Origin of the sequence: Rhodococcus sp. 5A-K4, assembly GCF_046097995.1 — a bacterium.
In the GTDB taxonomy this organism is placed as follows: Bacteria; Actinomycetota; Actinomycetes; order Mycobacteriales; family Mycobacteriaceae; genus Rhodococcus_F; species Rhodococcus_F erythropolis.
In genome coordinates this window covers 62,269-72,734 of the sequence record NZ_JBJURM010000031.1, presented here as the reverse complement: position 1 = coordinate 72,734, position 10,466 = coordinate 62,269, and the positions used below count along the sequence as shown (strand labels likewise).

The following is a 10,466-nucleotide window of genomic DNA, read 5'->3' as shown; positions in this document are numbered from 1 at the left end:
CTGGATTCGGATCGATCTCGGGAAGGACTTCCACATGATTACCAAGCTTGAATTCTTGTTCAGAGAAGCTTGCGTCTTCGGCCCCGCTTGGTCCGACGACCAGGACGCACCAGGTGGCCACGACGGGTGCGATACCCGCAACAACGTTCTGGCCCATGATCTCTCGGACGTGGTGTTCAAACCGGGAACACGTGACTGCGTCGTACTGTCGGGCGCGATGACCGACCCGTACTCCGGTGATCGCATCGAATTCGAACGCAGCCAGGCCAAGTCCGTCCAGATCGACCACGTCTTCCCACTCGCCGCGGCTTGGGACTTCGGCGCGAACTCCTGGACGCCCGCGCTTCGGATGAGGTTCGCGAACGACACGTCACTGAACCTGTTGGCCGTCAACGGCCCCGACAACCAGTCGAAAGGCGACAGCACGCCCAGTGAGTGGTTGCCGCCCGATCCTGCATACCGATGCTTTTACGCCGGCAAGTACTTGACCGTCGCGATTTCCTACGGCTTACCGGTCAGCCGGGCGGATCACTCGGCGTTGACAGAACTCGCCACTCGCTGTTGAGCTACCGGCCGTCCTTCACCACTCGACCGCTCTGAATGACGAGTGCGATGCGCTCACGATCGGCGAAGATGGACGGATCCGTCAACGGATTGCCGCGGAACGCAACGAGGTCGGCGAACTTGCCGACTTCGATGGTGCCGACCTCGTCGGCGATACCGAGAATGTCGGCGTTGATCCGGGTAGCGGAAACCAATGCGTCCATCGGGGTTTCGACCTTGGCGCGCAGGACTAGCTCCATTCCCCGGCCCGTTTGATCGGTACCGATGAGGTCCGATCCCAATCCCACTCTGACGCCGGCATTTCGAGCAGCAAGAAGCCCGTCGATCTGACCCTGCATCATCTGGCCGATCCGCGCCGAAATCGATTCGGGTAGACCTGCTGACGCCGCGCTGTCCGAGAGTGCCTGCACCACAGCCAACGTCGGCACCAACGCGACGTCGTGCTCGGCCATCAACTTGGCAGTCTCGTCGTCGATACCTGAGCCGTGCTCGACGCATTTCGCGCCGGCAGTTACAGCGTTTCGGATTCCCTCGTTGTTGTGGGCATGCACCGTGACATAGGTACCGCGCGCATTGGCTTCCTCGACGGCAACTTCGATCTCGTCGACCGTGAACTGGGTATCGGTGAGCTTGTCATGAGTCGATACCACTCCCCCGGTAACACACAGTTTGAGGAAGTCCGCACCCCTGCGGAACGTCTCGCGAACGTTCTTTCGCATTTCGTGCGGACCGTCGGAAAGCAGAGACATACAACGCAATCCGGGGATGTCATGATCGGACCAGTCCGAAGTCGGCTCCCACTCGGCCGCCAGGTGTCCGTGTCCACCTGTCTGGCACTGGATCGGGCCGCACTGAATGATCCGCGGACCCGGAATCTTGCCCGAGGCGACAACTCCGGCGAGTCCACCGTCGATTCCGCCGCAGTCACGAACAGTGGTGAATCCTCCGTCGAGGGTCGATGCGCAGGTCGCGAACATGTCTGCAGCGAGCTCGGCTACCGAGATCTGACGCCGCAGACTCGGTGCGAGATCGCTCGATCCACCGAGATGAACGTGTGCGTCGATGAGGCCGGGCGTGATTGTCAGCCCGGTGCAGTCCAGCACCTCCGCCCCCGCGGGCGGCGTTCCACCGAGTGCACTGATGCGGCCATCTTCCACGGCAACAGCGCAGTTCTCGATCGGGTCGGCGCCCGTGCCGTCGATGATCGTTGCACCGGTCAGCCATACGACAGACATATTGAATGTTCCTCCGACGTGTACCGATCGCCGGAAGATTCCGCCGACATACCGAATAGGGTTCGGTTAGTATGATGCATACCGGCTCCCGAAATCAAGGAGTTGTCATCAATCGATCAAGTCCGAGATTGCCGACGAATCCCTCACCAGGAGAATCGATGCCGCGTCCCACTCAGCCGATACTGTCCACGCGAAACATCACCGACGCGGCTCTGGATGCTGTCGACGCAACCGGCGACTTCACCATGCCCGGGATCGCCAAGCAACTGAACGTGACTCCGTCTTCGCTCTACACACATATTTCGGGTCGATCCGAGATCGTCGAACTCATGCGCATCCGCGTGATGTCGTCGATCTCTGTCCCCCACCCACCCGCAGGGTGGAGCGAACGGATCAGCGCGTGGGGGTGGGCATATCGCCGAGCTGCCGTCGAACATTGGCGCCTCATCCCGCTACTCATGACACGCAGCGTCCGCACCGAGGTGACTTTTGATATCGATACTGCACTGGTTCAAGCATTTTCGGACGGGGGTTTCAATTCGACCGATACGCGTCACGCAATTTCCACGCTGGACAGTCTGGTTCTCGGATCCGTCGTGAAACTCTCGACGCCGGATGTCGCGTGGACTCAATCCTCCAACCCGAGCGAGGTCACGCGTGAGTCCGCGAACCCACTGCGAACCGACGACACCTTCGACTTCGGCCTGCGAACGCTGATCGCTGGATGGATGGCCCAGTGCGTCGTCCGCCTGTATACCGAATCCCATTCGGATCTACCTGTCACTTCACGGTGAACGACCTCGTATGCCATCCAGTGGCTCCACCGGGAATCGGCGGAGTGCGCTCTTCCACCTGAACGTTCCCGTCCAAATCCGTCGCTCTGACCTGCACGGTGTGCAAACCTGAGCCTGCATCCCACATCCACGACCATTGACGCCAGGTGTCGATCGAGTACTCCTGCGCCAGTGTCGCCGGTTGCCATTCGCCGTTGTCGACGCGAACCTCGACCTTCTCGATCCCGCGATGCTGCGCCCAGGCCGTTCCCGCCACCAGCACCTGGCCCGGCTCGATCGGCGCCAAAGCTGCCGGCACCTCGATACGCGAGGACGTCTTGATCGGTGCCTGCGCACCCCAACCGCGCTGGGTCCAATAGGCCTCGACCTTGTCGAAACGCGTGAGTTCCCACTCCGTCACCCACTTGGTGGCGGAGACGAAACCGTACAGGCCGGGAACTACCTGCCGAACGGGATAGCCGTGCTCGAACGGCAACGGCTCACCGTTCATCGCCACGGCGAGAATCGCGTCACGGCCGTCGGTGACTATCTCGACCGGGGTGCCGACTGTGAAGCCGTCGACGCTGGTCGACAGGAGCATGTCGGCGTCGGGATGGACACCGACTTCGTCGAGCAGGTCCTTCATGGGATAACCGATCCACTTCGCGTTCCCGGCCAGAACGCCGCCCACCTCGTTGGAAACACACGTCAGCGTGATGACTCGCTCGATGGGCGTTCGCGCCACCAGATCGTCGAACGACAACGTCATCTCGCGGTCCACCATTCCGTGAATCCGCAGTTCCCACGAATCCGTCGTCAATTGCGGAACGAGGAGTGCAGTGTCGATTCGATAGAAGTCGTCGTTGGGCGTGATGTACGTCGACGCACCCGCAATCGCGATGTCCGCACCCGCCGGAATCGGCGGCGCCGGGTCAGCGGCAGTGGGCACGACAAAGTCTTCACGATTCGCTACTGCTCCGGCGATTCTCTGCCCCACGAACTTCCCGGCGGCACCCGCTGCCGCAGCCACTGCCAACGCCGCACCTGCCAGCAGAAGGAACTGACGACGAGGCAACCACGAGTCGGCGACGCCAGGCGAGAGCGGCACCTCGAGTTGCGTGATCAGCAACCGCAAGGTTGCGACGCCCGCCACCACACCGACCAGCGTCGGGAACACGTACATCGCATCGGCAGTCGGGCGCTGCATCGCCGCATACACACCAACCGCGCCCAGAAGAACGAGGATGACACTGCCGATCGGGCGGCGTCGCCGTTCCAACAGCCCGGCCACCGCACCGAGCAGAACGATCAATATCGACATTCCGATGAACAGCGCCGGCTTGTCATTGGTGCCGAAGGTGTCGATCGCGAACTCGCGAGCCCACGCCGGGGTTCGGTCGACGGTCGTTGCACCGACTGCGTAGAAGGGCGACGCGTCCGGGTTGATCGGCAGCGCCACCAGTTCACCGACGCCCAGGACGACAGCCGCGGCCAAGACCCCGGAGATCGCGTGAGCAGCCCATCTACGACGCGGTGGACGAGATTCGGTGCTCGGGTGCTCGTCGATGTTCTGTGTGACCATGTCGTCTCGGCTCTGTCGGTGCGAGTGGTGCTTCGATCGGATACCCGACATTCGGCGCTGCGGTACATCCGGATGGGTGCACTCCTCCATCAAGAACTACGCCGAACTCGCGATTAGAGTGGGAACGATGACCGTCGACCTCAACAAGGACACGCTCCTGTGCATGTCGCTCTCCGGGCGACCGAGCAACATCGGCACCAGGTTTCACAATTACCTCTACGAGGAATTGGGCCTGAACTTCGTCTACAAAGCCTTCACCACCGAAGACGTACCCGCCGCGATCGCCGGCATACGAGCACTCGGGATTCGAGGCTGCGGGGTGTCGATGCCGTTCAAGGAACAGGTCATCGAGCACATCGACGTCATGCACGATTCGGCCAGCGCCATCGACTCCGTGAACACGATCGTCAACGAGTCCGGAGTGCTGCACGCCTACAACACCGACTATCAGGCGGTGGCCGATCTGCTGCGTGACAACGACGTCGACACGAGCCTGTCCGTCGCAGTCGCCGGCAGCGGTGGCATGGCAAAAGCAGTCGTCGCTGCGGTGCGCGACACCGGATTCACCGACGTCACCGTGATCGCCCGCAACCAGCAAGTGGGGTCGTCGCTCGCGAAGCACTACGGCTTCGACTGGCAGGCCGAACTCGGTGAGCTTCGTCCCGGTGTGCTGATCAACGCCACTCCGATCGGTATGTCCGGCGGCGCAGAAGCAGATGCACTGTCGTTCCCCGAACAAGCAGTGCGCGACGCCGATGTCGTCTTCGACGTCGTCGCGATGCCTGCGAACACGCCACTGATCGCGTTGGCGACCGAACTCGGCAAGACGGCGATCACGGGAGCGTCGGTCATTGCCCTTCAGGCCGCCGAGCAGTTCGTGCTCTACACCGGCGTGCGTCCGAGCGCGGAGCAGATCCAGCGAGCGTCGGAATACTCACGGGCATAGGAACCACGTCGCCGTGAACGAGACCGGGGAGACTCCACCTCAACAACTCGCGCGGAACTTCAACGAGTTGTTGCAAGAACTGCGCGTCGCGCTCTCTGGTGTTCAGATCCTGTTTGCCTTCCTGCTGGCCGTGGCATTCACCGAACGCTACGAGGAAGCGTCGGCGTACATCCGCGGCATCCACTTGGTGACGGTGATCCTTGTTGCCATCTCGTTCGGGTTCCTGATGGCACCCGCAGTCTGGCATCGCATGCTCTTCCGCCGTGGGCACCGCGAGAACATATTGCCCGTCGCCAACCGATTCGCCCTGTGCGGCATAGCCTTTCTCGCCGCCTCCATGACCGGCACGGTCCTGTTGATCGCCGAGGTCGCCGTCGGCGGAGTTGCCGCAAAGGTTTTGGCAGCGTGCGCCGCGATCATGTTCACGGCACTGTGGTTTCTCGTGCCGTCATTCATTGATCGCACCAAGAGCTGACTCAGGCTCCGGTGTCGACGGCGCGAGTGCTGTCGTTCGACCACTGTGACCACGAGCCCGGGAACAGCGTCGCGTCGTAACCGGCAATCGCGAGTGCCGCAATCTCATGCGCTGCAGTTACTCCGGATCCGCAGTACACCGCGACACTGTCTCCGGCGCCCAGTCCGGCGAACCGCTCACGCAAGCGGGTCGCGTCCAGGAACCGACCGTCGCCGGTGATGTTCTCCGCGGTCGGCGCGCTCACCGCACCGGGGATGTGCCCTGCGACGGGATCCATCGGCTCGACCTCGCCGCGGTACCGCTCCCCTGCTCGGGCGTCGAGAAGCACACCGCCCGCACGCGTCCAGTCGCCGACGCCGTCGATGTCGACAGTCGGCATGTTGCCGCCGGTGAAAGTCACATTGCCCGGAGTGACCGACTCACCGATACCGGCCGCCAACGGCAGTCCCGCCGACTCCCAGGCCTGTAGCCCGCCGTCGAGCAGTCGGACATCCGAGAGCCCGGCCCACCGCAGCAGCCACCAACCACGGGCAGCGGCCGTGTTGCCGGTGGCGTCGTAAAGCACCACCGAATCACCGTCGTCGATTCCCCAACGACGCGCAGCGTCCTGCAGGTCTTCGAGACTCGGCAGCGGATGCCTTCCCGTGCCCGGCGACGACGGCGAGGCAAGTTCCTCGTCGAGGTTCACGAATACCGCGCCGGGAATATGGCCGGCGCGAAAATGCTGCTCGCCGTTCGAATCACCCAGCGCCCATCGGACATCGAGCAATCGCGGCGCAGCGCCGGCCTCGATGAGAGCGGACAGTTCTTCGACGTCGATCAGCACGGGAAGTGTCATGAACCCATCCTGACACGACCACTCATGCAACCCCGAAGAAGGCACCGAGACCCACCAACAACACTCCCGTCACCACGTCGATTCGCTTGCCGACGCCAGGACGACGCAGCTTCTTGCCGGCTCCGGCCGCCAACACCACCACGATCGCCCACCACAGTGCCGCGGCGACCACCGTCGCGCCCGCCAACATCAACGTGCGCAGCCCTGCGCCTTCACCCGGCTCGATGAATTGCGGGAGTAGCCCGAGAAAGAACAACAGCGCCTTCGGGTTCAGCAGGTTCGAGAGGAAGCCGTAGCGAAATGCCGTGGTGACCGCGATCGGTTCTTTCGCTGCCGGAATTCCCTCGTCCGAGGCTCGGGCTTTGAAAGCACTTCGAATCGCGGAGATGCCGAGCCAGGTCAGATATGCCGCCCCGGCGTATGTGAGCGCAGAGAGCAACTGTGGCCGTGTCGCCACAAGTGCGGAGAGACCAAGTGACGCGGCAGCGGTGTGAACGAAGAGCCCGGAAATCACACCGGCGGCCACCACCGCGCCGGTCCGACGATCTGCCAGAGAATGACGCAGGATCAGGACAAAATCCGGTCCCGGCGTGAACAGGACGATGGATAGCAGGGAGCCGAAAGCGAGCCACTGACCGACACTCATCCGAAATACCTCACACCCGAGCTGATTCGAGACACATGTTCATGCCAGGAGTGTGCAACTGGATCCGGGAAGTTCAAAACGACTCCGGATATAGTTCGGCAGATGACGAAGAATGAGCCTCTGGATCCGGTGGACTGGAAGATTTTGGCCGAATTGCAGAACGACGCGTCGATCACCAACAAGGTGTTGGCCGATCGAGTCGGCTTGGCGACTTCCTCGTGCCACGAGCGCGTACGACGCCTACGTGCCAACGGAACGATCAGCGGTATCCACGCGGTTGTCGATCCGGCAGCCGTTGGCCGGTCGATGCAGGCGATCATCGCCGTTCAATTGCGACCACACCGCCGCGACCTCGTCGACCGGTTCACCGCCGACGCCCTAGCACTGCCGGAAACGCTTGCGCTCTTCAACGTCTCGGGGCCTGAGGATTTCTTCCTCCACGTCGCGGTCCGTGACAGTGCTCATCTACAGCGAGTATTGATCGACCACCTCGCCGCACATCCCGAGGTCTGGCACGCCCAAACGCACCTCATCTACGGCAAAGCGGTCACCTCACCCATCCGACCGGACAGGTAAATCGGGTCTGGGGCGGGTCGGGCAGAATCACTGACCATGTCGGACTCCACAGATACCACCGAACCGGAAGCCGTTCGCAGCAACTCGCAACCGATGAGCGCAGGCATCGTCACGGCCCTCGTCGGCTTCACCAGTTCGTTCGCGGTGGTGCTCACCGGCCTCGCGGCTGTCGGTGCGGACGCGACCGAGGCGGCGTCCGGACTGCTGGTTCTGTGTGTGACCCAAGCGTTGGGAATGCTCTGGCTCTCACGCCGGTATCGGATGCCGATCACCCTGGCCTGGTCGACGCCCGGTGCCGCTCTGCTCGCCGGCGCCGGAGCGGTCGAGGGTGGGTGGCCGGCCGCGGTCGGAGCATTCATCGTCGTCGGAATCGCGATCGTGCTGACCGGACTGTGGCCGACGCTCGGAAGGATCATCTCGGCAATCCCGACGCCCCTCGCGCAAGCGATGCTCGCCGGGGTTCTGATGCCGTTGTGCCTGGCGCCGATCATCGCCGTCCGGGACGCACCGGCAGCGGTCGCGCCCGTCATCCTGGTTTGGCTTGCCGCGCAGCGCTTCTCCAAGCGATGGGCGGTTCCGCTCGCGTTTCTCACAGCAGCGGTCGTGATCGGGATCAGCCTCGTCACGTCGGATCGAGTACTCGACGCCGGCGCCATGATTCCCCGCATCGATCTCACCGCGCCGTCGTGGACCTGGCAGGCAATGATCGGCATTGCGATTCCCCTCTACATCGTCACGATGGCTTCGCAGAACATTCCCGGTGTGGCCGTGATGAATTCGTTCGGCTACACCGTTCCCTGGCGGCCGTCGATGATCGTGACGGGTATCGGCACCATCGTCGGCGCACCGGCCGGTGGCCATGCGATCAACCTCGCGGCGATCAGCGCAGCCCTGGCCGCCGCCCCCACCGCACATCCGGATCCCAAACGTCGATGGATCGCTGCCTTCACCGCAGGCTGGGCGTATCTCGTTCTCGCTGCCGGCGCGGCCGCGGTGGCCGCTCTGGTAGCCGCCGCACCGGCCGGAGTCGTGGAAACTGTTGCCGGACTGGCGCTCCTGGCAACGCTTGCCGGCGCCCTCACGTCGGCGCTGAGCGAGGCGAGTGAACGTGAAGGCGCCGTGGTCACGTTTCTGATCGCCGCATCCGGGGTCAGTATCCTGGGAATCGGTTCGGCATTCTGGGCACTGTTGGTGGGGCTGATCGTGCGTGCAGTCCTACAGGGCACCACCCTGCCCTCACTCTCGCGAAAGTCCTCACTACAGTCGAAGCCGTGAGCACAGCGCAGACACCCCCGTCGATCAGCGAGTTTCCCGTTCTCTGGCCCGTCCCGACGCGGTGGGACGACAACGATCACTACGGCCACGTCAACAACGTGACCTACTACTCGTACTTCGACACCGCGGTCAACGCCTGGCTGATGTCTTCCACTGGAACCGACATCCGCAATCTGCCTGCCATCGGCGTCGTCGCCGAGACGTCGTGCCGGTACCTGAGCGAACTGTCGTTCCCCGAGCAGTTGCAGGTGGGTATCTCCGTCGAGAAGCTGGGCACCAAGAGCATCGTCTACGCGCTGGCGATATTCCACGAGGTCGAAAACGGCCATTGGGAACCTGCCGCGACTGGGCGCTTCGTGCACGTCTACGTCGATGCCGACACCCGTAAGCCGGTGGAGATCCCGGCTGCGATCAGATCAGCAGCCGGGACCTTGACCGAAAACTAGCTCAGGCCGAGCTGATCTGCCGTCAAGACGGCGCGTGCGACGATTCCGTCGATCAGCGCGACCGTCGGGCCGCCGTGCTCGGCCTTGTTGCGCGGATCGTCGAGAATGCGTCGCAGCACGCCCTCGGCGATGATCGAGAGCTTCCACAAAGCGAGTACGTGCCAATATCCGACCGCTGACACGTCGCGGCCGGTCGCCTCGACGTAGGCAGCGACCAGCTCGTCGCGGTTCGGGAAGCCTTCCAGCGTGGACGCCATGAACGGACCGGCAACTTTGTCACCGGCTTCCGGCCAGTACGCGAGTAGCGCACCGAGATCCGCGAGCGGCTCCCCCAACGTGCACAGCTCCCAGTCGACGACGGCAACGATGCGCCCCTCGACCGGGTCGGTGATGACGTTGTTGAGGTGGAAGTCGCCGTGGACCAAGGTCACTTCGTTCTGTTCCGGAATGTTTCGGTGCAGAATCTCGGCCAACCTGTCGACGTCAGGAACATCGCGGGTCTTCGACTTCTCCCACTGCGCCGACCACCGTTTGAGTTGACGCTCGGCAAAGGGCTTGCGGCTGGCCAGATCGTCGAGGCCGGTCTCTTCCAGGTCAACCCCGTGGATGCTTGCGAGGGTTTTCGGCATCGCCAATCCGACCGCGCGACGCTCGTCCTCGGTCAACTTCTGAGCCACTGGAACGCCGTCGATCACAACGCCGTCGATGTAGCTCATGAGGACCAGCGGAGCGTCCGTGATCTCCGGATCTTCCGTGATGCCGAGGATCTTCGGAACCGGCACTTTGGTTCCCTGGAGCGAGGACAGGATGCGGTGCTCGCGAACGACGTCGTGCGCGGACGCCAACAACGTGCCGAGTGGAGGTCTGCGCAGTACCCACCGTCCTCCGCCCGCATCCGTCACGGAGTAGGTCAGGTTCGATTGCCCGTTACCGATCCTCTCGAAAGTCAGTGGTGTCGTAGCGCCGACCCCCAGTTCGGCGATCCACGCGGAAACAGCTTCTTCGTTCAAACCGACTGCAGTCACCGCACCGATGCTAGCGGTTGAATTCCGATCGGTTGGCCGTACCGACACGTTTGTTACTCGCCAGTTCGCAGTTCCGGTCCTGATA

12 protein-coding genes are annotated in these 10,466 nt (G+C 63.0%); 7 read left to right on the top strand and 5 right to left on the bottom strand.

The genetic code is table 11. The annotated features are described in order from the left end of the window. The first annotated feature begins 34 nt into the window (after nt 1-34). Nucleotides 35-565, top strand: a complete 531-nt coding sequence (locus tag ACKAMS_RS28575; protein ID WP_408989907.1) for an HNH endonuclease family protein — start codon at nt 35-37, stop codon at nt 563-565. Between the two features lies 1 nt (nt 566). Here ACKAMS_RS28575 and ACKAMS_RS28570 read toward each other — a convergent pair whose 3' ends face one another. Then, entirely contained in the window at nt 567-1,799 is a 1,233-nt protein-coding gene (locus ACKAMS_RS28570) for an amidohydrolase family protein (RefSeq protein WP_021334169.1), read from the bottom strand. 158 nt (nt 1,800-1,957) lie between these two features. Between ACKAMS_RS28570 and ACKAMS_RS28565 the strand changes: the two genes are divergently transcribed. Continuing rightward, nucleotides 1,958-2,593, top strand: coding sequence for a TetR/AcrR family transcriptional regulator C-terminal domain-containing protein (locus ACKAMS_RS28565; RefSeq protein WP_408989905.1), 636 nt, complete (start codon nt 1,958-1,960; stop codon nt 2,591-2,593). Here the strand turns inward: ACKAMS_RS28565 and ACKAMS_RS28560 are convergent. Beyond that, nucleotides 2,580-4,154: a molybdopterin-dependent oxidoreductase gene (locus ACKAMS_RS28560; protein ID WP_020908339.1), complete on the bottom strand. Its 1,575-nt coding sequence runs from the start codon at nt 4,152-4,154 to the stop codon at nt 2,580-2,582. The two genes, ACKAMS_RS28565 and ACKAMS_RS28560, sit on opposite strands and share 14 nt — an antisense overlap. Nucleotides 4,155-4,281: 127 nt before the next feature. Between ACKAMS_RS28560 and ACKAMS_RS28555 the strand changes: the two genes are divergently transcribed. Continuing rightward, nucleotides 4,282-5,100, top strand: coding sequence for a shikimate 5-dehydrogenase (locus ACKAMS_RS28555; protein ID WP_113684109.1), 819 nt, complete (start codon nt 4,282-4,284; stop codon nt 5,098-5,100). Between the two features lie 13 nt (nt 5,101-5,113). Then, nucleotides 5,114-5,575, top strand: coding sequence for a DUF6328 family protein (locus ACKAMS_RS28550; protein ID WP_003941357.1), 462 nt, complete (start codon nt 5,114-5,116; stop codon nt 5,573-5,575). Between the two features lies 1 nt (nt 5,576). Here ACKAMS_RS28550 and ACKAMS_RS28545 read toward each other — a convergent pair whose 3' ends face one another. Then, nucleotides 5,577-6,413: a sulfurtransferase gene (locus ACKAMS_RS28545; protein WP_408989904.1), complete on the bottom strand. Its 837-nt coding sequence runs from the start codon at nt 6,411-6,413 to the stop codon at nt 5,577-5,579. Nucleotides 6,414-6,435: 22 nt separating this feature from the next. Beyond that, the gene (locus ACKAMS_RS28540; protein WP_003941342.1) at nt 6,436-7,059 is read right to left on the bottom strand and encodes a LysE family translocator; all 624 of its coding nucleotides are present in this window, start codon (nt 7,057-7,059) and stop codon (nt 6,436-6,438) included. Nucleotides 7,060-7,161: 102 nt separating this feature from the next. Here ACKAMS_RS28540 and ACKAMS_RS28535 point away from each other — a divergent pair, with 102 nt between their 5' ends. The 3 genes from ACKAMS_RS28535 to ACKAMS_RS28525 are packed head-to-tail and all read left to right on the top strand — an operon-like array spanning nt 7,162 to nt 9,356. Beyond that, nucleotides 7,162-7,635, top strand: coding sequence for an Lrp/AsnC family transcriptional regulator (locus ACKAMS_RS28535; protein ID WP_003941284.1), 474 nt, complete (start codon nt 7,162-7,164; stop codon nt 7,633-7,635). Nucleotides 7,636-7,671: 36 nt separating this feature from the next. Beyond that, nucleotides 7,672-8,910 carry a benzoate/H(+) symporter BenE family transporter gene (locus tag ACKAMS_RS28530; protein WP_003941402.1) on the top strand — a complete coding sequence of 413 codons (1,239 nt, stop codon included), beginning with the start codon at nt 7,672-7,674 and terminating at the stop codon, nt 8,908-8,910. Continuing rightward, nucleotides 8,907-9,356, top strand: coding sequence for a thioesterase family protein (locus ACKAMS_RS28525; protein ID WP_019749226.1), 450 nt, complete (start codon nt 8,907-8,909; stop codon nt 9,354-9,356). Before ACKAMS_RS28530 ends, ACKAMS_RS28525 begins: the two co-directional genes overlap by 4 nt. Here the strand turns inward: ACKAMS_RS28525 and ACKAMS_RS28520 are convergent. After that, a complete protein-coding gene (locus tag ACKAMS_RS28520) occupies nt 9,353-10,381 on the bottom strand; it encodes a phosphotransferase family protein (protein WP_020908344.1) in 1,029 nt (342 codons plus the stop codon). The genes ACKAMS_RS28525 and ACKAMS_RS28520 overlap by 4 nt on opposite strands. Between the last annotated feature and the right edge of the window lie 85 nt (nt 10,382-10,466).

What these genes read in the sequence shown, in the direction of transcription:
- ACKAMS_RS28575 (WP_408989907.1), top strand. Translation starts at nt 35, where the DNA reads ATGATTACCAAGCTTGAATTCTTGTTCAGAGAAGCTTGCGTCTTCGGC.
- ACKAMS_RS28570 (WP_021334169.1), bottom strand. Translation starts at nt 1,799, where the DNA reads ATGTCTGTCGTATGGCTGACCGGTGCAACGATCATCGACGGCACGGGC.
- ACKAMS_RS28565 (WP_408989905.1), top strand. Translation starts at nt 1,958, where the DNA reads ATGCCGCGTCCCACTCAGCCGATACTGTCCACGCGAAACATCACCGAC.
- ACKAMS_RS28560 (WP_020908339.1), bottom strand. Translation starts at nt 4,154, where the DNA reads ATGGTCACACAGAACATCGACGAGCACCCGAGCACCGAATCTCGTCCA.
- ACKAMS_RS28555 (WP_113684109.1), top strand. Translation starts at nt 4,282, where the DNA reads ATGACCGTCGACCTCAACAAGGACACGCTCCTGTGCATGTCGCTCTCC.
- ACKAMS_RS28545 (WP_408989904.1), bottom strand. Translation starts at nt 6,413, where the DNA reads ATGACACTTCCCGTGCTGATCGACGTCGAAGAACTGTCCGCTCTCATC.
- ACKAMS_RS28540 (WP_003941342.1), bottom strand. Translation starts at nt 7,059, where the DNA reads ATGAGTGTCGGTCAGTGGCTCGCTTTCGGCTCCCTGCTATCCATCGTC.
- ACKAMS_RS28535 (WP_003941284.1), top strand. Translation starts at nt 7,162, where the DNA reads ATGACGAAGAATGAGCCTCTGGATCCGGTGGACTGGAAGATTTTGGCC.
- ACKAMS_RS28530 (WP_003941402.1), top strand. Translation starts at nt 7,672, where the DNA reads ATGTCGGACTCCACAGATACCACCGAACCGGAAGCCGTTCGCAGCAAC.